Origin of the sequence: Hydrogenophaga sp. RAC07, assembly GCF_001713375.1 — a bacterium.
Classification (GTDB): domain Bacteria; phylum Pseudomonadota; class Gammaproteobacteria; order Burkholderiales; family Burkholderiaceae_C; genus Hydrogenophaga.
In genome coordinates this window covers 2,029,076-2,049,639 of record NZ_CP016449.1, presented here as the reverse complement: position 1 = coordinate 2,049,639, position 20,564 = coordinate 2,029,076, and the positions used below count along the sequence as shown (strand labels likewise).

Below are 20,564 nucleotides of genomic sequence, written 5' to 3'. Positions count from 1 at the left end.
CGGTTGAAATGGAAACGCCCGCCGGGAAGGGCGGGCGTTGATCGGGTCTGTGGGTCGGAGTGTCAGGCCTTGGCCGGGGTCTGCCCCAGCGCGATCTTGAGCAGGTCGGCCACGGTGTTGGCGCCGAGTTTTTCCATGATGTTGGCGCGGTGCGCCTCCACCGTCTTGATGCTGATGCCCAGGTCGTCGGCGATCTGTTTGTTGAGCCGGCCAGCCACGATGCGTTCCAGCACCTGGGCTTCCCGGCTGGTGAGCTTGGAGAGCAGGGCGTCGCGGCTCACCGCCTGCTGGTGGGTGGTGAAGGCTTCGCGGGCACGTTCGAGCATGCGCTCCACCAGCGTGACCAACTGGTCTTCCTTGAACGGCTTCTGGATGAAGTCGAGCGCGCCCTTCTTCATCGATTCCACCGCCATGGGCACGTCGCCGTGGCCGGTGATGAAGACGATGGGCAAAGGCGACTGGCGTTCGATCAGCCGCTCTTGCAGCTCCATGCCGGTCATGCCGCCCATGCGGATGTCGGCGATCAAACAAGCGACCTCACGGGCGTCGTACCGGCTGAGGAAAGCTTCGGCCGATTCGAAGCAGCGGACCCGGAAGTCCTTGCCCTCGAGCAACCATTGAAGTGAGTCGCGCACCGCCTCGTCGTCATCAACGACATAAACAGTGCCTTTTTTCGGGATCAAACTCATCTCGCTCTTTCTGTGTCCGTCACCGGCTCTGTGGCAGGTCCGGTTGATGCGTCGCCAACTTTCAATCTGGACACCACGGGGATCCAGAAACTGAAGCAGCAACCCACAACCTCTTCCCCATTGTAGATGTTGTGCACTTGCATCCTTCCGTGGTGGGATTCGACGATGCTGCGGCACAGCTTGAGGCCGATGCCCATGCCCTCGCTCTTGGTGCTGTAGAAGGCTTCGTAGATGCGTTCGATCATCTCGTCGGGCACGCCGTTGCCCGAATCGCGCACAGAGAATTCGACCACCTCCACATCGTCCTGGCGGCGTGGTCCCACGCGCAATTCCACGTAGCGCTCCCCGGGCGCACGCCCCGCCTGCATGATGGCTTCGCCCGCGTTCTTCAACAGATTGATCAGCACCTGTTCGATCAGGATCGGATCGACCATGAGGCTGGGCAGGCGTGCAGCCACATAGGGGGACAAGCGCACCTGGTGGCGTCGCAGCTCGATGTCGGCCAGTTCGATCGCGTTGCTCACCATCTGCGCCACGTCGGAGGGCGCGGGGTTGGGTTCGCTGCGCTTCACGAAGGCCTTGATGCGCTGGATGATCTGGCCTGCGCGCTGCGCCTGGCGCGCAGTTTTCTCCAGCGCGCCCAGCAGGTCTTGTGTGCTGATCTTGTTTTCGTTGACGCGCGTGATCATGCCGTTGCAATAGTTGCTGATGGCGGTGAGAGGCTGGTTGAGTTCGTGCGCCACGCTCGATGCCATCTCCCCCATGGTGATCAGGCGGCTGGCGGTTTGCGCGCGTTCGGCCTGGCGCGAAGCCTGCTCTTCGGCATAACGGCGCGGCGTGATGTCACTGGCGATCACCATCTGGGCCAGACGCCCGTCGACCCAGGTCAGGTAACGCGTGCGCACCTCCAGCCAGCGGTCGAGCTCTTCCACGAACACCTCGGCGTTTTCCGCGCCGGCATCCGTCAAGGTTTCGGTGGGCATGCCCGCAAACGCGTCCACCGCATCACCGTCGTCGGGGCTGGGTGTGGGCTGGTTGCCCGCCAGGTCCACCAGGTGGCGGTGACCCTGGCCGCGGGTGCCGAACCACATGCGGTACATCTTGTTGGCGAACAGCATCTCGTCGCTGCCCAGCGGTGCCACCGAAACGGCGGAGTCGAGCGACTCCAGCACCGTGGTGAAGCGTTCATAGGACGCCGAGAGCTCTTCGCGGATGCGCTTGGGCTCGGTGATGTCGGTCATCGAGGTCATCCAGCCGGTCTGGTGGCCCTTGGGGTCGATCAGGGGCGACACATACATGCGTGCATCGAAGATGCTGCCGTCGCGCCTTTGCACGCGCACCTCGAAGCCGCCGGGCGTGGACCGTCCACGGAGTTCGTCTTCCAGGCGGGCGGTGAGCTGGTCGTGGTCTTCGTCGGGCCAGTAGGGGAACGGAGCGGTGCGCCCCACCAGTTCGCCTTCGGTCCACCCCGTCATGGAGCAGAAAGCCGGGTTCACGTAGGTGATGCGGCCCTGCATGTCGAGCGCACGCATGCCGGTGAGCATGGAGTTTTCCATGGCTCGGCGGAAGTTGGTTTCGGACACCAATGCCTGCTGCGCCTGAACGCGGCGGCGCGTGTGGCGCCAGGTGCCCAGCAGCATCCACACGGTGAGCGCGGACAGCGCGCCGATCACCCAGAAGAAGCCGCTGCCGACGATGTCCTGCGAGGTGCGGTAGCCCTGGGCCTTCACGATCAGGCCGTTCCCCACTGGCGAGACGGGCACCTCGTGTTCCAACGGCGGATTCGACCACGGCAGCAGGCGCAGCACTTCGCTCGGCGCCTGCAGGCTGCCCGCGAGCACCTGGCCGCGGTCGTCCACCAACGCGACGGCGTAGCGCGCCATGATCTCCGGCGGCATGCCGAAGCGCATGAGGCCGTCGATGGCGTACTCGCCCATGACGGTGCCGGCAAAGCGCCCTTGTTCGCTCAGCGGCACATGCAACATCAGCGTGGCGTTGCGCGGGTCCTGCGTTTCCAGCGGGCGCGAATAGGTGGGCTGGCGCAGGTCACGTGCGAGGTCGAAGGTGCCGTCGGTTTCGTTGGGCGAGAGCGTGCTGCCGGTGGGCCGCATCAGGCGCAGCGGTGCACTGGGCGATGCGTAGCTTGCGAGCACGTTGCGACGGGCGTCGACCCAGGTCACAGCCTGCAGCTCGGGGAACTGGCTCACCAAGGCCTCGACCTGAAACACGAACTCTTCCGTGTCGATGTCCCGGTTGTCGATTTCGCGGGCCAGGCGCATCAGCTGTTCCTGACGCTCCAGCAGCCGCAGCCGCAGCCGCTGCTGTGCGTACTCCACGTCGCGCGTGACGGCTTCCTGTTCTCGCTCCAGTTCCTCGAACCGCAGGTAGGTGATGGCCACGACGATGGCCGAGAGGAACAGCAGCACCGACAGCAGCGGCGCCAACGTGGCAAAGCGATCCTGGCGCGAAGGCGGAAGGCGGCGCCACCAGCGTTTCCACCAAGGGCTCTGGGCGGCTTGGGGCGTGGTTGACGACGGCGAGGAGGGGGCTGGACTCATACCCCACCGAGTCTAAGTGAGCAGGCCCTGTTTGCTCCGATTTGTGAAGCGCCCGGGCGTTGCCATCGCGTTTTTGCGCGCCGCATAGATTTCATAATGTAGAAAGTAAAAGCACATATTGAAATCTGGAAAACATTGTGGGAAACTCCGTGACAGCACGGAACGCCCCCCGTAAGCTCGATTTCAATCAACAGGAGACAAATATGGCAGCGAACAACGCGCAGGACGGCCGCGGCGCCGGCGACCTGGATACCCAGGAAACCCGCGAATGGATGGAGGCGCTGGGCGCCGTGATCGAGCGGGAGGGCCCGGAACGCGCCCACTTCCTGCTGGAGCAGTTGCTCGAAGAAGCCCGCCAGCACAGCATCGACCTGCCGTTCTCGGCCACCACGGGCTATGTGAACACCATCGAGCCCAACCAGGAAGAGCGTTGCCCCGGCAACATCGAGATCGAAGAGCGCCTGCGCGCCTACATGCGCTGGAACGCCATGGCCATGGTGGTCAAGGCCAACCGCCACAACCCCGAAGACGGTGGTGACCTCGGCGGCCACATCGGTTCGTTTGCGTCTCTGGCCCACATGTTCGGCGCGGGCTTCAACCATTTCTGGCACGCCGAGAGCGAGAACCACGGCGGCGACTGCCTCTACATCCAGGGCCACGTGTCGCCCGGCGTTTATGCCCGCGCCTACCTGGAAGGCCGCCTGAGCGAGGAGCAACTGCTCAACTTCCGCCAGGAGGTGGATGGCAAGGGCCTTTCCAGCTACCCGCACCCCAAGCTGATGCCCGAGTTCTGGCAGTTCCCCACGGTGTCCATGGGCCTGGGCCCGCTGATGGCGATCTACCAGGCGCGTTTCCTCAAGTACCTGCACGCCCGCGGTATCGCCAACACCGAAAACCGCAAGGTCTGGGTGTTCTGCGGTGACGGTGAAATGGACGAAGTCGAGTCGTTGGGCGCGATCAGCCTGGCCGCACGCGAGAACCTCGACAACCTGATCTTCGTGGTGAACTGCAACCTGCAGCGCCTGGACGGTCCGGTGCGCGGCAACGGCAAGATCATCCAGGAACTCGAAGGTGAGTTCCGGGGCTCCGGCTGGAACGTGATCAAGCTGCTGTGGGGCAGCGAGTGGGACTCGCTGCTGGCGCGAGACAAGGACGGTGCGCTGCGCAAGATCATGATGGACACGGTCGATGGCGATTACCAGGCCTTCAAGGCCAACGACGGTGCCTACGTGCGCAAGCACTTCTTCGGCCGTGATCCGAAGACGCTGGAAATGGTGGCCCACCTCAGCGACAACGACATCTGGAACCTCAAGCGCGGCGGCCACGACCCACAAAAGGTCTACGCGGCGTACCACAAGGCGGTCAACCACAAGGGCCAGCCGACCGTGCTGCTGATCAAGACCGTCAAGGGCTTCGGCATGGGCAAGTCGGGCGAAGGCAAGAACACGGTGCACCAGACCAAGAAGCTCACCGACGAAGACATCAAGATCTTCCGCGACCGCTTCAACCTGCCGATCCCGGACAGTGAACTGTCGAAGATCCCGTTCTACAAGCCGGCCGACGACACGCCGGAAATGCGCTACCTGCACGAGCGCCGCCAGGCCCTGGGCGGGTACCTGCCCAAGCGCCGCGTGAAGGCCGACGAGAGCTTCACCGTGCCCTCCATCGAGACCTTCAAGGCCGTGATGGAGCCGACCGTGGAAGGCCGTGAGATCTCGACCACGCAGGCCTACGTGCGCTTCCTCACCCAGCTGCTGCGCGACCAGGCCCTGGGTCCGCGCATCGTGCCCATCCTGGTCGACGAGGCGCGCACCTTCGGCATGGAAGGCCTGTTCCGCCAGATCGGCATCTACAACCCCGCAGGTCAGAACTACACACCGGTCGACAAGGACCAGGTCATGTACTACAAGGAAGACAAGGCCGGGCAGATCCTGCAGGAAGGCATCAACGAGGCCGGCGGCATGAGCAGCTGGATCGCAGCCGCCACGAGCTACAGCACGAGCAACCGCATCATGGTGCCGTTCTACGTGTACTACTCGATGTTCGGTTTCCAGCGCATCGGAGACCTGGCCTGGGCGGCGGGCGACATGCAGGCGCGCGGTTTCCTGCTGGGCGGCACTTCCGGGCGCACGACGCTCAACGGCGAAGGCCTGCAGCACGAAGACGGCCACAGCCACATCCTGGCCGGCACGATCCCCAACTGCATCAGCTACGACCCGACGTTTGCACACGAAGTCGGCGTGATCCTGCACCACGGTTTGAAGCGCATGGTGGAGAAGCAGGACAACGTCTTCTACTACCTGACCCTGCTGAACGAGAACTACGCCATGCCCGGCCTCACGCCCGGCACCGAAGACCAGATCATCAAGGGCATGTACCTCTGCAGGGAGGGTGCCAAGCTCACGCCGCGCGTTCAGCTTCTCGGCTCCGGCACCATCCTGCGCGAATCGATTGCCGCGCAGGAACTGCTGGAAAAAGACTGGGGCGTGGCCGCCAACGTGTGGAGCTGCCCGAGCTTCAACGAGCTCACCCGCGACGGCCAGGACGCCGAGCGCTGGAACCTGCTGCACCCCACCGAGCCGCAGCGTGTGTCGTTCGTGGCGCAGCAGCTGGAAAAACACACCGGCCCCGTGGTGGCGTCCACCGACTACATGAAGAACTACGCCGAGCAGATCCGCCCATTCATTCCCAAAGGCCGCACCTACAAGGTATTGGGCACCGACGGATTCGGTCGCAGCGACTTCCGCAGCAAGCTGCGTGAGCACTTCGAGATCAACCGCCACTACATCGTGGTGGCCGCACTCAAGGCGCTGAGCGAAGAGGGCACGGTGCCGGTGGCCAAGGTGGCCGAAGCCATTGCCAAGTACGGCATCAAGGCCGACAAGATCAACCCGCTGTACGCCTGATACGGCGAGGAGACAAGAACATGGCACTCATAGATGTGAAGGTCCCGGACATCGGCGACTTCGACGAGGTGGCGGTGATCGAACTGCTGGTGAAAGTGGGCGACACGGTCAAGGCCGAGCAGTCGCTGATCACGGTGGAGTCCGACAAGGCGTCGATGGAAATTCCGTCGAGCACGGCCGGTGTGGTGAAGGAACTCAAGGTCGCGCTGGGCGACAAGGTGAAAGAGGGTTCGGTGGTGTTGGTGGTGGAGGCTGCGGGTGAAGCCGCAGCTCCAGCTCCGGTGGCCGCAGCAGCCCCAGCCCCAGCGGCGGCGGCCCCAGTGGCCGCTCCTGCCCCGGCCGCAGCGGCCCCTGCGGCCAGCGGCCCGGTCCAGGTGCTCGTGCCCGACATCGGCGACTTCAAGGACGTCGCGGTGATCGAGGTCCTGGTCAAGCCCGGCGACAAGATCGCGCTGGAACAAAGCCTGATCACGGTGGAGTCCGACAAGGCGTCGATGGAGATTCCGTCGTCGCACGCCGGCGTGCTCAAGGAACTCAAGGTCAAGGTGGGTGACACGGTCAACATCGGGGACTTGCTGGCGATTCTGGAAGGTTCTGCTGCGGCGAGCGTCCCTCAGCCCGCTGCCCAAGGGGGCGAGGGGGCCAAGCCCGCTCCTGCCGCAGCCGCTCCAGCTGCTGCGTCGGCACCTCAGGCGGCCACGGTTTCAGCGCCTGCTGCTCCCGCTCACAACCCCACCGCCTCAGCGCCTGTGGGTTTGCCGCACGCCTCGCCGTCGGTGCGCAAGTTCGCTCGCGAACTCGGTGTTCCGCTGGCTGAAATCAAAGGCTCAGGCCTCAAGGGCCGCATCACCGCCGAAGACATCCAGTCGTTCACGAAGTCCGTGATGGCCGGGGCGGTGCAGACCGCCGCGCAAGCGGCCAAGGCACCCGCGTCGACCGGCGGTGGTGGCTCCGAGCTGGGCCTGATCCCCTGGCCCAAGGTCGACTTCGCCAAGTTCGGCCCGATCGAACGCAAGGAGATGGGCCGCATCAAGAAGATCAGCGGCGCCAACCTGCTGCGCAACGCGATCATGATCCCGGCCGTCACCAACTTCGACGACGCCGACATCACCGACCTCGAAGCTTTCCGTGTGTCCACCAACAAGGAAAACGAGAAGAGCGGTGTCAAGGTGACCATGCTCGCTTTCCTGATCAAGGCCTGCGTGGCCGCGCTCAAGAAATTCCCCGAGTTCAACAGCTCGCTGGACGGCGATGCGCTGGTCTACAAGCAGTTCTGGCACATCGGCTTTGCGGCCGACACGCCCAACGGCCTGATGGTTCCGGTGATCAAGGACGCCGACAAAAAAGGCGTGCTGCAAATCAGCAAGGAGATGGGCGAGCTCGCCGCCAAAGCGCGCGAAGGCAAGCTGAGCCCGGCCGAGATGAGCGGTGCGACCTTCACCATCTCCAGCCTGGGCGGCATTGGCGGGCGCTACTTCACGCCCATCATCAATGCGCCCGAGGTGGCCATCCTCGGTGTCTGCAAGAGCAACATGGAACCGGTGTGGGACGGCAAGCAATTCGTGCCTCGCCTGATGCTGCCGCTCTCGCTGACCTGGGACCACCGCGTGATCGACGGCGCTGCGGCCGCGCGTTTCAACGCGTACCTCGGCCAGATCCTCGGCGACTTCCGTCGTGTGCTCCTCTGATGCCTTGTGGGTCAGACCACCGCACAGCGGTGCTCTGACCCCAACCGAATAGGGAAATTTATGGCGATCATTGAAATACAAGTGCCCGACATTGGCGACTTCGACGAAGTCGCGGTGATCGAACTCCTGGTGAAACCCGGCGATACAGTGAAGGCGGAGCAATCGCTCATCACGGTGGAAAGCGACAAGGCCTCGATGGAGATTCCCTCCAGCGCTGCGGGTGTGGTGAAGGAACTCAAGGTCAAGCTGGGCGACAAGGTCAAGCAGGGCAGTGTGGTGTTGACGCTGGAGGCGGCGGGTGTCGCCGCTGCGGCGCCTGCACCCACGGCCGCCCCTGCGGCCTCCCCAGCGCCCGTTGCCGCCGCACCGGCCGCAGCTGCGCCAACCGGTTCTGCTTTCGCCGGCTCCGCCGACCTCGACTGCGACGTGCTCGTGCTCGGCGGCGGCCCCGGTGGCTACAGCGCAGCCTTCCGCGCCGCCGACCTCGGCCTCAAGGTCGTGCTGGTCGAGCGCTACGCCACCTTGGGTGGTGTGTGCCTGAACGTGGGTTGCATTCCGTCCAAGGCACTGCTGCACGTGGCGGCGGTCATGGACGAGGTCAGCCACATGGCCGACCTCGGAGTGGACTTCGGCCGCCCGGTGGTCAACATCGAGAAGCTGCGCGGCCACAAGGAAAAGGTCATCGGCAAGCTCACCGGCGGCCTGGCCGCCATGGCCAAGATGCGCAAGGTCACCACGGTGCGTGGCTACGGTGCCTTCGTCGGTGCCAACCACCTGGAGGTGGAAGAAACCAGTGGCACGGCGCAGGACAAGACCGGCAAGAAGCAGGTGATTGCGTTCAAGAAGGCCATCATCGCGGCCGGTTCGCAAGCTGTGCGCCTGCCCTTCATGCCCGAGGATCCGCGTGTGGTGGACAGCACCGGTGCGCTGGCACTCAAGGAAGTGCCCAAGCGCATGCTGATTCTGGGCGGCGGCATCATCGGCCTGGAGATGGGCACCGTCTACAGCACGCTGGGCGCGCGCCTGGACGTGGTGGAAATGCTCGACGGCCTGATGCAGGGCGCCGACCGCGACCTCGTGAAGATCTGGCAAAAGATGAACGCCAAGCGCTTCGACAACATCATGCTCAAGACCAAGACGGTGGGGGCCAAGGCCACTGCGGAGGGCATCGAGGTGACGTTTGCCGCCGCCGAAGAAGGCGGCACGGCGCCCGCGCCACAGGTGTACGACCTGGTGCTGCAGGCCGTGGGCCGCACGCCCAACGGCAAGAAGATCGCGGCCGAGAAGGCCGGCGTGGCGGTGACGGACCGTGGCTTCATCAATGTCGACATCCAGATGCGCACCAACGTGCCGCACATCTTCGCCATCGGCGACATCGTGGGGCAGCCCATGCTGGCGCACAAGGCGGTGCACGAAGCGCATGTGGCGGCCGAGGTGATCGCAGGGGAACTGCAGGGCAACCAGGAGCTGGCCTCGGCCGCGTTCAACGCCCGCGTGATCCCCAGCGTGGCTTACACCGACCCCGAGGTGGCCTGGGTGGGCCTCACCGAAGACCAGGCCAAGGCCCAAGGCATCAAGGTCAAGAAGGGCCTGTTCCCGTGGACGGCCTCTGGCCGCGCCATTGCCAACGGGCGCGACGAAGGCGTGACCAAGCTGCTGTTTGACGACTCACCCGAGGCGCACGGCCACGGCAAGATCCTGGGTGGCGGCATGGTCGGCACGCACGCGGGCGACATGATCGGTGAAGTCGCACTTGCCATCGAGATGGGCGCCGACGCTGTGGACATTGGCAAGACCATCCACCCGCACCCCACGCTGGGCGAGAGCATCGGCATGGCGGCTGAAATCGCACACGGGAGCTGCACCGACGTGCCGCCGGCCCGCAAATAGTCTGGGTCGCACAGCAAAAAGCCCGCAGGTTGCATCAACCTGCGGGCTTTTTTTGGGGGATGAATTCAGGGTGAAGCTGGTGCAGCGCTGTTGGTGGCCATGGGCACGCGGCGCGCCCCGTTAAAGCGGGTGTTCCAGTAAGCCATGCGCATGTCTTCCATGCGCACGTGCGATCCCGAGCGTGGCGAGTGGATGAACTTGCCGTCACCCACGTAGATGCCCACGTGGCTGAACGCGCGGCGCATGGTGTTGAAAAACACCAGGTCGCCGGGCTTGAGTTCGCTGCGGTCGATCACCTCGGTGGCGGCGGCTTGCTCGTCGGAGCGGCGCGGCAGGATCTTGCCCAGCGATTGTTCGTAGACCGCGCGAACAAAGCCGCTGCAATCGAAGCCGGTCTCCACCGTGTTGCCGCCGTATTTGTAAGGCACGCCCAGGAACGCCATGGCGTTGATCACCAGGCTGGAGGCCTGGTCGCCCACGCTGTGACGGGCGTTTTGCAGCTGGTTGCCCAGGCGGGCCATGAGGCCCTTTTCCACCAGCAAAGCGTCCATGTCCTCGAACGCGGAGTCTGGCGGAGCGGCGTGTACCGCAGCCGACAGGCTGACCAGAATAACAGGGAGGATGTGACGCATGCCGCGCAGGGTATCGGCGATACCTTGGCAAGTCAAGCGAGAAATGGTCCGCAAATGCTTGATTTTGTTGGTGTTTGGGGTGCTCGAGCAGACATTCTTCCGCGTGGAGGCGTTGAACGACCGTTCAGAGCTTTGGCGCCGAGCAAATCGCCAAGGGCACGTTCAAACAAGCGACGGATGGCTCATGAATTGAACGCAGTTCAAACAAATGACGGGTTGTTCAAAAAAATCAACGGGTCAAAATGCCCGGCTACACTGCGGTCATGGAAGTCCAGTTGCACGAACTCACCCCGGTCTTGTCGGCTGCCGAGCGTGAGGCCACCGAGCGCCAACAGCAGCAACGCCAGCAGCGCCAGCTCGCCATGTCCGACACGCGGCGGGCGCTGGTCCTGGATGCGGCGCGAAGCGTGTTTGCGGAGCGGGGCGTGGAGGGCGCCAGCATCCGCGAGATCGCACGCCGCGCCGGCTACACGCCGGGGGCGATCTACAGTTATTTCGACAGCAAAGAGGCGATCTATGCCGCGCTGCTCGCCGAGTCGCTGGAGCGGCTCAACGCCGAGGTGGCTGGTGCCCGGTCGTTCAAGTCGCAACCCCAATTGACGTTGACGTCCAAGGCGCAAGCGTGGTTCGGTTTCTATGCCCGCAGCCCGCGCGATCTGGATCTGGGCTTTTATCTGGTGCAGGGGCTGTCGGCGCACGGGCTCGCCGGCGACCTCAACCAACAGCTCAACGGCCGATTGCAGGACGCACTGCGCCCCTGCGAGGTGGCGTTGCAGGCCATGGGACTGTCGCTGGACGTGGCCATGCGCGAAAACACCGCGCTGTTTGCCCACGGTGTGGGTCTGCTGCTGCTGCAGCACACCGGCCGCCTCGGGCTGTTCGGACAGTCGGCCGAAGCGCTGTTCGTGACCTATGTGGAGCAGTTGGTCGAGCGGCTCAACCCCGGTGCACCGGCAACATCCCGGCGACTGGACCAGGCGGATTTGTTCGGTCTTTGAGGCACGGCGGAGCAGTGGCGCGCGCCGCGCTGCGAAAATCCCCCATCCCGACTCCTTGAACGACACACGAAAGACACGAATGCTGCTGGACGCTGACGACTCCCAACTGGTGCTGGTGGACTACCAGGCTCGCCTGATGCCCGCCATTTTTGAAGGCCCGCAGGTGCTCGCCAATGCCGTGCGCCTGGCCCGCATGGCCCAGTTGATGGAGGTGCCGATCTGGGGCACCGAACAGAATCCCGAAAAACTCGGCTCCATTCCGCCGGAGTTGCGCGAGCTGTGCCGCAAGACATTGTCGAAGATGCACTTCGGTGCCGTGTCTGATGGCCTGGGCGACTGGCTGCGCCCACCCGCCCGCCCGGCGCAGGGTGGCGGCAACGCGCGCAGCCTGCCCAAGCACCTGCAGAAACCCGCGGCGGCGCCCGCCGCCGAGCGCCAGACGGTGGTGCTGGCAGGCTGCGAGGCACACGTCTGTTTGTTGCAGACCGCGCTGGAGCTGATCGAACAGGAGTTTGATGTCTGGGTGGTCACCGATGCCTGCGGTTCTCGCACCGAGCGCAACCGCGATGCCGCCTTTGACCGTCTGGCCAGCGCCGGCGCCGAACTGGTGACCACCGAGATGGTGGCCTTCGAGTGGCTGCGCACGGCGGACCACCCGCTGTTTCGCGACGTGCAGGCGTTGATCAAGTAAGCCCGAGGAACATGTGCGGGGGATGGTCCCGGCGCATGTCAGCCTGTCGCAAGCCGGCTGCTCATAATTATGAATTCAGTTTGAGTGCAGACCACTACCACGCCAGCAGGAGACGTTCATGAGCCAGACGCAGGGTTACGCCGAGTTCTACCGCCGATCCATCGAAGACTGCGACGCGTTCTGGACCGAGCAGGCCGCCCTGGTGGACTGGAAAAAGCCGTTTGACCGGGTCTGCAATCACGACAACCCGCCGTTCGCCCGCTGGTTCGAAGGCGGGCTCACCAACCTGTGCCACAACGCGGTGGACCGTCACCTGAAGGACCGGGCCGACCAGAACGCGCTGATCTTCGTTTCCACCGAAACCGATGTGGAGCGCAGCTACAGCTTTCGCGAACTGCACGCCGAGGTGCAGCGCATGGCCGCGGTCTTGCTCAGCCTGGGGGTGAAGAAGGGCGAGCGCGTGCTGATCTACATGCCGATGATTCCCGAGGCGGCCTTTGCCATGCTGGCCTGTGCGCGCATCGGCGCCATCCATTCGGTGGTGTTCGGCGGCTTTGCCAGCCACTCGCTGGCCAGCCGCATTGAAGACGCCTCCCCTGTCGTCGTCGTGAGTGCCGATGCCGGCTCGCGCGGTGGCAAGGTGGTCGAATACAAGCCGCTGCTGGACGAGGCCATCCGCCTCTCCACCCACAAGCCGGCACAGGTGCTGATGGTCAACCGCGGTCTGGCGCCCATGAAGCTCACCGCCGGGCGTGATGTGGACTACGCCAGTGCGCGCGGACAGCACCTGGACACCGTGGTGCCCTGCGAATGGGTGGATGCCACCCACCCGAGCTACACGCTCTACACCAGCGGCACCACCGGCAAACCCAAAGGCGTGCAGCGCGACACCGGCGGTTACGCCGTGGCCTTGGCCGCGAGCATGAAGCACGTGTTCATGGGCGAGCCGGGCGAAACGTACTTCTCCACCAGCGACATCGGCTGGGTCGTGGGTCACAGCTACATCGTCTACGGCCCGTTGATCGCCGGCATGGCCACCATCATGTACGAGGGCCTGCCGATCCGGCCCGATGCCGGTATCTGGTGGCACCTGGTCGAGAAGTACAAGGTCAGCGTCATGTTCAGCGCGCCCACGGCGGTGCGGGTGCTCAAGAAGTACGACGCCTCGTTCATCAAGGACCACGACCTCTCCAGCCTCAAGGCCCTGTTTCTCGCTGGTGAACCGCTGGACGAGCCCACGGCTCAGTGGATCGCCGACGCGCTGGGCAAGCCCATCATCGACAACTACTGGCAAACCGAAACCGGCTGGCCCATCCTGTCGCTGTGCAACGGCGTGGAGCCGGCCAACAGCAAGTTCGGCTCGCCCGGGCGCGCGGTGTACGGCTACAACGTCAAGCTCCTCGACGATCAGACCGGCGCTGAGCTCACCGAACCGGGCCAAAAAGGCGTGGTGGCCATCGAAGGCCCGCTGCCGCCCGGCTGCATGCAGACCGTGTGGCGCGACGACGACCGTTTCGTCAAGACCTACTGGTCCAGCGTGCCCGGCAAGCTGGTCTACAGCACCTTCGACTGGGGCATCAAGGACGAGGACGGCTACTTCTTCATCCTGGGCCGCACCGACGATGTGATCAACGTGGCCGGGCACCGCCTGGGCACGCGTGAGATCGAGGAAAGCATTTCCAGCCACCCTCGCATTGCCGAGGTGGCGGTGGTCGGGGTGGCCGACCAGCTCAAGGGACAGGTGGCCATGGCTTTTGCCGTGGTCAAGGACGCCTCGACACTCACCGACGACGCAGCCAGGCTGAAGCTCGAAGGCGAGGTGATGAAACTGGTGGACGAACAACTGGGCGCCGTGGCGCGCCCGGCCCGCGTGCGCTTCGTCTCGGTGCTGCCCAAGACCCGCAGCGGCAAGCTGCTGCGCCGGGCCATCCAGGCGGTGTGCGAAGGCCGCGACCCCGGCGACCTGACCACCATGGACGATCCGGCCGCGCTGCAGCAGATCAAGGACCTGCTGGCCTGAGGGCCGCGCAGGTGCTCGATGCGCAGCCGGGTGCATCGCGGTTTCGGTGCTTTCTAAGTATGATCCATGCTTATATTCACACGAGCGATGGGTGCCATGGACAAGATGATCGAATCCGAAGGCCAGGTGGAACGGGTGCGGGTGTTTGAACTCGCGGCCGAGCTCTTTGGTGTGCTGGCTACGCCCATGCGGCTGCGCATCCTCAGTGCGCTGTGCGACCGCGAAAAGTCGGTTTCGCAGTTGCTGCAGGAGATCGACACCACCCAGCCCAACCTGTCGCAACACCTGAACCTGCTCTACCGCTCGGGCGTGCTCGCCAAGCGCAAGGAGGGCACGCAGGTGATTTACCGGGTGCAGAGCGAGAAGGCGGTGATGTTGTGCCGCACGGTGTGCACGCAGATCGCCATCGAGATCGACGAGCCCAGCGCCGTACCACCGTCGGAGCGCCTGTCTCCCCGCGTGACATCCTGACGTCATTGCACTGTCGCCAAACTTTTTCAGCACGCGCAGCCCAAGGTGGCACAATCCTGGGTTGCAGTCAGGTCCTTCCACAGTCACTGTCGCATCCGCATAACGGTCAAGCCGTGCAGCGGAAGGTTTTTCTAACCAGCTAATGTTTCCTGCAGGGAAACGGAGGTCAGCGGATTTATGAGCGATTCCCAAGCCAATGGGGGCAACGTCTATGTTGCCTACAAGACCAACTCGTACCTCTTCGGCGGCAACGCGCCGTACGTGGAAGAGATGTACGAGAACTACCTTGCCAACCCCGGCAGCGTGCCGGACAACTGGCGTGGTTACTTCGACGCCCTCCAGAACGTGCCTGCCGGCGACGGATCAGACGCCCGCGACGTTCCGCACCAGCCCGTCATCAACGCCTTTGCCGACCGTGCCAAGCAGGGCGGGACCAAGGTCGTCATCGCCGCTGGCGCCGACTCCGACCTGGGCCGCAAGCGCGTCGCCGTTCAGCAGCTGATCGCGGCCTACCGCAACGTGGGTGCCCGCTGGGCCGACCTCGATCCGCTCAAGCGCGCCGAGCGCGACAACATTCCCGAGCTCGATCTGGCGTTCTACGGCTTTGCCGACGCCGATCTGGAAATGATCTTCAACACGAGCAACACCTTCTTCGGCAAGGAGACGATGTCCCTGCGCGAGTTGCTCAATGCCCTGCGTGAAACCTACTGCGGCTCCATCGGTGCCGAGTACATGTACATCACCGACCAGAGCCAGAAGCGCTGGTGGCAGGAGCGCCTGGAGAGCACGCGCTCCAAGCCGGCCTACAACGCCGAAAAGAAAAAACACATCCTCGACCGCCTGACCGCCGCCGAAGGCCTCGAGCGTTTCCTGCACACGAAATACGTGGGCCAGAAGCGCTTCTCGCTCGAAGGTGGCGAGAGCTTCATCGCGTCCATGGACGAACTGATCCGTCAGGCCGGACAGGTCGGTATCCAGGAAATCGTGATCGGCATGGCCCACCGCGGCCGTCTGAACGTGCTGGTCAACACCCTGGGCAAGATGCCCAAGGACCTGTTTGCCGAGTTCGACCACACCGCCCCCGAAGACCTGCCTTCAGGCGACGTGAAGTACCACCAGGGCTTCAGCTCCGATGTGACCACCCCCGGCGGCCCGGTCCACCTGTCGCTGGCCTTCAACCCCTCGCATCTGGAGATCGTCAACCCCGTGGTTGAAGGCTCGGTGCGCGCCCGCATGGACCGCCGCGGCGATCCGCTGGGCAAGCAGGTGCTGCCGGTGCTGGTGCACGGCGATGCCGCCTTTGCAGGCCAGGGCGTGGTGATGGAAACGCTGGCGCTGGCCGAAACGCGCGGTTATTCGACCGGCGGCACGGTGCACCTGGTGATCAACAACCAGATTGGCTTCACCACCTCAGACCCGCGCGACAGCCGTTCCACGCTGTACTGCTCCGATGTCGTCAAGATGATCGAGTCGCCGGTGCTGCACGTGAACGGTGACGATCCCGAAGCCGTGGTGTACGCCACGCAGCTCGCGCTCGAATTCCGCATGGCTTTCCAGAAGGACGTGGTCGTCGACATCGTGTGCTTCCGCAAGCTGGGCCACAACGAGCAGGACACCCCGAGCCTGACCCAGCCACTGATGTACAAGAAGATCGCGTCCCACCCCGGAACGCGCAAGCTGTACGCCGACAAGCTGGTCGCGCAGGGCCTGGGCGAGACGATCGGTGACGACATGGTCAAGGCCTACCGCGCCGCACTCGACGACGGTCGCCACACGGTGGACCCGGTGCTGACCAACTTCAAGAGCAAGTTCGCGGTCGACTGGAGCCCGTACCTCAACAAGAAGTGGACCGACAGCTCAGACTCCGCCATTCCCATGGCCGAGTGGAAGCGCCTCTCGGAACGCCTCACCACGATCCCCGACACCATCTCGCCGCACCAGCTGGTGAAGAAGGTGTACGCCGACCGTGCGGCCATGGGCCGTGGCGAGATTCCGGTGGACTGGGGCATGGGCGAGCACATGGCGTTCGCCTCGCTGGTGGCCAGCGGCTTCCCGGTGCGCCTGTCGGGCGAAGACTGCGGCCGCGGCACGTTCACGCACCGCCACGCCGTGATCCACGACCAGAACCGCGAGAAGTTCGACGAGGGCACCTATGTGCCGCTGCAGAACGTGGCCGACAACCAGGCCCCGTTCGTGGTGATCGACTCGATCCTGTCCGAAGAAGCCGTGCTGGCCTTCGAGTACGGCTACGCCTCCAACGACCCGAACACGCTGGTGATCTGGGAAGCGCAGTTCGGCGACTTCGTCAACGGCGCCCAGGTGGTGATCGACCAGTTCATCGCGTCCGGCGAAGTGAAGTGGGGCCGCGTCAACGGCATCACGCTGATGCTGCCGCACGGCTACGAAGGCCAGGGCCCCGAGCACAGCTCGGCGCGTCTGGAGCGCTTCATGCAGATGGCCGCCGACACCAACATGCAGATCGTGCAGCCGACCACGGCCAGCCAGATCTTCCATGTGCTGCGCCGCCAGATGATCCGCGGACTGCGCAAGCCGCTGATCATCTTCACGCCCAAGTCGCTGCTGCGCAACAAGGACGCGACCTCGCCGTTGTCCGAGTTCACCAAGGGCGGCTTCCAGACCGTGATCCCCGACCAGAACGCCGACGTGGCGAAGAAGGCCGACAAGGTCAAGCGCGTCATCTGCTGCTCGGGCAAGGTGTACTACGACCTGGTGAAAAAGCGCGAGGAGCGCGAGTCCGACGACGTGGCGATCCTGCGCGTGGAACAGCTCTATCCGTTCCCGCACAAGGTGTTTGGTGCAGAACTGCGCAAGTACCCCAACGCCACCGACATCGTGTGGTGCCAGGACGAGCCGCAAAACCAGGGCGCGTGGTTCTTCGTGCAGCACTACATCCACGAGAACATGCTCGACGGTCAGAAGCTCGGCTACGCCGGACGCGCCGCGTCCGCCTCGCCAGCCGTGGGTTATTCGCACCTGCACCAGGAACAGCAGAAGAACCTGATCGACGCCGCCTTCGGCAAGCTCAAGGGCTACATCCTCACCAAGTAAGCCGCTCGCGCCGCCCGACCCGTGACGTTGCATCGTGGGTCGGCTGGCTCAGCGCAGTCCGAAACAAACAGGTAGAAGAAACATGGCAATCGTAGAAGTCAAAGTTCCGCAGCTCTCCGAATCGGTGGCCGAAGCCACCATGCTGCAGTGGAAGAAAAAGGTCGGCGACGCGGTGGCGGTCGACGAGATCCTGATCGAGATCGAGACTGACAAGGTCGTGCTGGAAGTGCCGGCTCCTTCGGCCGGCGTGCTGGTTGAAATCCTGCAGGCCGACGGCGCCACCGTGGCGGCCGAGCAGTTGATTGCGCGCATCGACACGGCCGCCGTGGCCGGTGCTGCCGCACCCGCAGCTGCTGCAACGCCCGCAGCCGCTCCGGCCCCTGCCGCAGTGGCTGCCGCCGTCGCCTCCACCAGCAAAGCCGGCGTGGCCATGCCCGCCGCCGCCAAGCTGATGGCCGACAACAACCTGGCCTCCGGCTCGGTGGCCGGCACCGGCAAAGACGGCCGCGTGACCAAGGGCGACGTGTTGTCGGCCGTGGCCGCACCCAAGCCTGCCGCCGTGGCCGCGCCCGTGGCGATCCCTACCGGCGCACCCGCCAAGGTGCTGCCGCAGGTGCCCGTGGTCGCGCCCGATCTGGGTGACCGCCCGCAAGAGCGCGTGCCCATGACCCGCCTGCGCGCCCGCGTGGCCGAGCGCCTGCTGCAATCGCAGTCGACCAACGCCATCCTGACCACCTTCAACGAAATCAACATGGCCCCGGTCATGGAGATGCGCAAGAAGTTCCAGGAGAAGTTCGAGAAGGAACACGGCGTGAAGCTCGGCTTCATGAGCTTCTTCGTCAAGGCCGCGGTGCACGCGCTCAAGAAGTACCCCATCCTAAACGCCTCGGTGGATGGCAACGACATCGTCTACCACGGCTTCTTCGACATCGGCATCGCGGTGGGTTCGCCGCGCGGCCTGGTGGTGCCCATCCTGCGCAACGCCGATCAGATGAGCTTTGCCGACATCGAGAAAAAGATCGCCGAGTACGGCCAGAAAGCCAAGGACGGCAAGCTGGGCATCGACGAAATGACCGGGGGCACCTTCTCCATTTCCAACGGCGGCACCTTCGGCTCGATGATGTCCACCCCCATCATCAACCCGCCCCAGTCGGCCATCCTGGGCGTGCACGCCACCAAGGACCGCGCCATGGTGGAAAACGGCCAGGTCGTCGTTCGCCCCATGAACTACTTCGCCATGTCCTACGACCACCGCATCATCGACGGCCGCGAAGCCGTGCTGGGCCTGGTGGCCATGAAAGAGGCGCTGGAAGACCCGGCCCGTCTGCTCTTCGACATCTGAATAGATTGGATTCACCCCCTTTCTTGCTCACCTCGTGTAGCCGAATCCCCCCTCAAGGGGGCAATCCCTGCGGCCCGGCAAAGCCGGTTCCGCGGGATTTCTGGAAGTTGTGGCGTCGCGTTCCTGCAATGACGTTCCTTCCGGGCTTTGAAGAACCTCATTGAAAGCACAACATGTCCCAAACATTTGACGTCGTCGTCATCGGCGGCGGCCCCGGTGGCTACATCGCCGCCATCCGCGCAGCCCAACTCGGTTTCAAGGTCGCCTGCATCGACGAGTGGAAAAACGCTGCCGGAGGCCCGGCCCCGGGCGGCACTTGCACCAACGTTGGTTGCATCCCGTCCAAGGCGCTGCTGCAATCGTCGGAACATTTCGACCACGCCAACCACCACTTCGCCGACCACGGCATCACCGCCACCAACGTCAAGATCGACATCGCCAAGATGATCGGCCGCAAAGACACGGTGGTGAAGCAGAACAACGACGGCATCCTGTACCTGTTCAAGAAGAACAAGGTCACCTTCTTCCATGGCCGGGGCTCGTTCGCCAAGGCGGTGGAAGCCGGCTACGAAATCCAGGTCACGGGTGCCAAAGAGGAGCTGCTGACCGCGCGCCAGATCATCGTGGCCACCGGTTCCAACGCACGCGCCTTGCCCGGCACGCCGTTCGACGAAGAAATGGTGCTGTCCAACGACGGCGCGCTGCGCCTGGGCGCCGTGCCCAAGAAAATGGTGCTGATCGGCTCCGGCGTGATCGGCCTGGAAATGGGCTCGGTCTGGCGCCGGCTCGGGTCGGACGTGACCATCTTGGAGGGCCTGCCCACGTTCCTGGGTGCGGTGGACGAGCAGATCGCCAAGGAAGCCAAGAAGGCGTTCGACAAGCAGGGCCTGAAGATCGAACTGGGTGTGAAGGTCGGCGAGATCAAGACCTCCAAAAAAGGCGTGAGCGTGGCCTACACCAACGCCAAGGGCGAAGCCCAGTCGCTGGACGCCGACAAGCTCATCGTCTCCATCGGCCGCGTGCCCAACACCATCGGCCTCAACGCCGAAGCGGTGGGCCTGCAGCTTGACGAGCGCGGCGCCATCGTGGTCGACGCTGAATGCCGCACCAACCTCAAGGGTGTGTGGGCGGTGGGCGACGTGGTGCGCGGCCCCATGCTGGCGCACAAGGCGGAAGAAGAGGGCGTGGCGGTGGCCGAGCGCATCGCCGGCCAGCACGGCCATGTGAACTTCAACACCATCCCCTGGGTGATTTACACCAGCCCCGAGATCGCGTGGGTCGGCGAGACCGAGCAGCAGCTCAAGGCCCGTGGCGCCGCGTACAAGGCCGGCACCTTCCCGTTCCTGGCCAACGGCCGCGCGCGTGCATTGGGTGACACCACCGGCATGGTGAAGTTTCTGGCCGATGCGGTTTCCGACGAGATCCTGGGCGTGCACATCGTCGGCCCCATGGCCAGCGAGTTGATCGCCGAGGCCGTGGTGGCCATGGAGTTCAAGGCCAGCGCCGAAGACATCGCGCGCATCTGCCATGCGCACCCCTCGCTGTCGGAGGCCACGAAAGAAGCCGCGCTCGCGGTGGACAAGCGCACGCTGAACTTCTGAACCGGCACC

At 64.4% G+C, this 20,564-nt stretch carries 13 protein-coding genes; 10 read left to right on the top strand and 3 right to left on the bottom strand.

Annotated elements, in window-relative coordinates; translation table 11 throughout:
* Window positions 1-62: 62 nt before the first annotated feature.
* Together BSY239_RS09550 and BSY239_RS09545 are read right to left on the bottom strand one after the other, a co-directional pair.
* Window positions 63-689 (bottom strand): response regulator transcription factor, encoded by a 627-nt coding sequence (locus tag BSY239_RS09550; RefSeq protein WP_069046646.1) that lies wholly within the window; start codon window positions 687-689, stop codon window positions 63-65.
* The gene (locus BSY239_RS09545; protein WP_069046645.1) at window positions 686-3,247 is read right to left on the bottom strand and encodes a PAS domain-containing sensor histidine kinase; all 2,562 of its coding nucleotides are present in this window, start codon (window positions 3,245-3,247) and stop codon (window positions 686-688) included. Before BSY239_RS09545 ends, BSY239_RS09550 begins: the two co-directional genes overlap by 4 nt.
* Window positions 3,248-3,450: 203 nt before the next feature.
* Between BSY239_RS09545 and aceE the strand changes: the two genes are divergently transcribed.
* From aceE to lpdA (BSY239_RS09530), 3 genes are read left to right on the top strand one after another with little or no spacing between them, the layout of a single operon-like run.
* Entirely contained in the window at window positions 3,451-6,153 is a 2,703-nt protein-coding gene (gene aceE / locus BSY239_RS09540; RefSeq protein ID WP_069046644.1) for a pyruvate dehydrogenase (acetyl-transferring), homodimeric type, read from the top strand.
* Window positions 6,154-6,173: 20 nt separating this feature from the next.
* Window positions 6,174-7,841: a dihydrolipoyllysine-residue acetyltransferase gene (aceF, locus tag BSY239_RS09535; protein ID WP_069046643.1), complete on the top strand. Its 1,668-nt coding sequence runs from the start codon at window positions 6,174-6,176 to the stop codon at window positions 7,839-7,841.
* A 60-nt stretch (window positions 7,842-7,901) separates the two neighbouring features.
* Window positions 7,902-9,731: a dihydrolipoyl dehydrogenase gene (gene lpdA / locus BSY239_RS09530; RefSeq protein WP_069046642.1), complete on the top strand. Its 1,830-nt coding sequence runs from the start codon at window positions 7,902-7,904 to the stop codon at window positions 9,729-9,731.
* 65 nt (window positions 9,732-9,796) lie between these two features.
* On the opposite strand, the gene BSY239_RS09525 is transcribed toward lpdA (BSY239_RS09530), so the two are convergent.
* Window positions 9,797-10,363 (bottom strand): C40 family peptidase, encoded by a 567-nt coding sequence (locus BSY239_RS09525; RefSeq protein WP_069046641.1) that lies wholly within the window; start codon window positions 10,361-10,363, stop codon window positions 9,797-9,799.
* 263 nt (window positions 10,364-10,626) lie between these two features.
* On the opposite strand from BSY239_RS09525, the gene BSY239_RS09520 reads away from it, so the two are divergent.
* The 7 genes from BSY239_RS09520 (at window position 10,627) to lpdA (BSY239_RS09490) (ending at window position 20,555) form a co-directional block, all read left to right on the top strand.
* A complete protein-coding gene (locus BSY239_RS09520; RefSeq protein WP_069048895.1) occupies window positions 10,627-11,361 on the top strand; it encodes a TetR/AcrR family transcriptional regulator in 735 nt (244 codons plus the stop codon).
* A gap of 79 nt (window positions 11,362-11,440) precedes the next feature.
* Window positions 11,441-12,052 carry an isochorismatase family protein gene (locus BSY239_RS09515; RefSeq protein WP_069046640.1) on the top strand — a complete coding sequence of 204 codons (612 nt, stop codon included), beginning with the start codon at window positions 11,441-11,443 and terminating at the stop codon, window positions 12,050-12,052.
* 118 nt (window positions 12,053-12,170) lie between these two features.
* Complete coding sequence (locus BSY239_RS09510; RefSeq protein WP_069046639.1) at window positions 12,171-14,072, top strand: propionate--CoA ligase; 1,902 nt, start codon at window positions 12,171-12,173, stop codon at window positions 14,070-14,072.
* Window positions 14,073-14,168: 96 nt separating this feature from the next.
* Window positions 14,169-14,543: an ArsR/SmtB family transcription factor gene (locus tag BSY239_RS09505; protein WP_069048894.1), complete on the top strand. Its 375-nt coding sequence runs from the start codon at window positions 14,169-14,171 to the stop codon at window positions 14,541-14,543.
* A 177-nt stretch (window positions 14,544-14,720) separates the two neighbouring features.
* On the top strand, window positions 14,721-17,612 hold the full coding sequence (locus tag BSY239_RS09500) for a 2-oxoglutarate dehydrogenase E1 component (RefSeq protein ID WP_069046638.1): 2,892 nt from the start codon (window positions 14,721-14,723) through the stop codon (window positions 17,610-17,612).
* A gap of 82 nt (window positions 17,613-17,694) precedes the next feature.
* On the top strand, window positions 17,695-18,954 hold the full coding sequence (gene odhB / locus BSY239_RS09495) for a 2-oxoglutarate dehydrogenase complex dihydrolipoyllysine-residue succinyltransferase (RefSeq protein ID WP_069046637.1): 1,260 nt from the start codon (window positions 17,695-17,697) through the stop codon (window positions 18,952-18,954).
* Between the two features lie 173 nt (window positions 18,955-19,127).
* Entirely contained in the window at window positions 19,128-20,555 is a 1,428-nt protein-coding gene (gene lpdA, locus BSY239_RS09490; protein ID WP_069046636.1) for a dihydrolipoyl dehydrogenase, read from the top strand.
* Window positions 20,556-20,564 lie beyond the last annotated feature (9 nt).

Excerpts from the sequence above, each read along its gene's own strand:
- aceF (WP_069046643.1), top strand. The coding sequence starts at position 6,174 with ATGGCACTCATAGATGTGAAGGTCCCGGACATCGGCGACTTCGACGAG.
- lpdA (WP_069046636.1), top strand. The coding sequence starts at position 19,128 with ATGTCCCAAACATTTGACGTCGTCGTCATCGGCGGCGGCCCCGGTGGC.
- aceE (WP_069046644.1), top strand. The coding sequence starts at position 3,451 with ATGGCAGCGAACAACGCGCAGGACGGCCGCGGCGCCGGCGACCTGGAT.
- BSY239_RS09545 (WP_069046645.1), bottom strand. The coding sequence starts at position 3,247 with ATGAGTCCAGCCCCCTCCTCGCCGTCGTCAACCACGCCCCAAGCCGCC.
- BSY239_RS09515 (WP_069046640.1), top strand. The coding sequence starts at position 11,441 with ATGCTGCTGGACGCTGACGACTCCCAACTGGTGCTGGTGGACTACCAG.
- BSY239_RS09505 (WP_069048894.1), top strand. The coding sequence starts at position 14,169 with ATGGACAAGATGATCGAATCCGAAGGCCAGGTGGAACGGGTGCGGGTG.
- BSY239_RS09525 (WP_069046641.1), bottom strand. The coding sequence starts at position 10,363 with ATGCGTCACATCCTCCCTGTTATTCTGGTCAGCCTGTCGGCTGCGGTA.
- BSY239_RS09550 (WP_069046646.1), bottom strand. The coding sequence starts at position 689 with ATGAGTTTGATCCCGAAAAAAGGCACTGTTTATGTCGTTGATGACGAC.
- lpdA (WP_069046642.1), top strand. The coding sequence starts at position 7,902 with ATGGCGATCATTGAAATACAAGTGCCCGACATTGGCGACTTCGACGAA.
- BSY239_RS09500 (WP_069046638.1), top strand. The coding sequence starts at position 14,721 with ATGAGCGATTCCCAAGCCAATGGGGGCAACGTCTATGTTGCCTACAAG.
- odhB (WP_069046637.1), top strand. The coding sequence starts at position 17,695 with ATGGCAATCGTAGAAGTCAAAGTTCCGCAGCTCTCCGAATCGGTGGCC.
- BSY239_RS09510 (WP_069046639.1), top strand. The coding sequence starts at position 12,171 with ATGAGCCAGACGCAGGGTTACGCCGAGTTCTACCGCCGATCCATCGAA.
- BSY239_RS09520 (WP_069048895.1), top strand. The coding sequence starts at position 10,627 with ATGGAAGTCCAGTTGCACGAACTCACCCCGGTCTTGTCGGCTGCCGAG.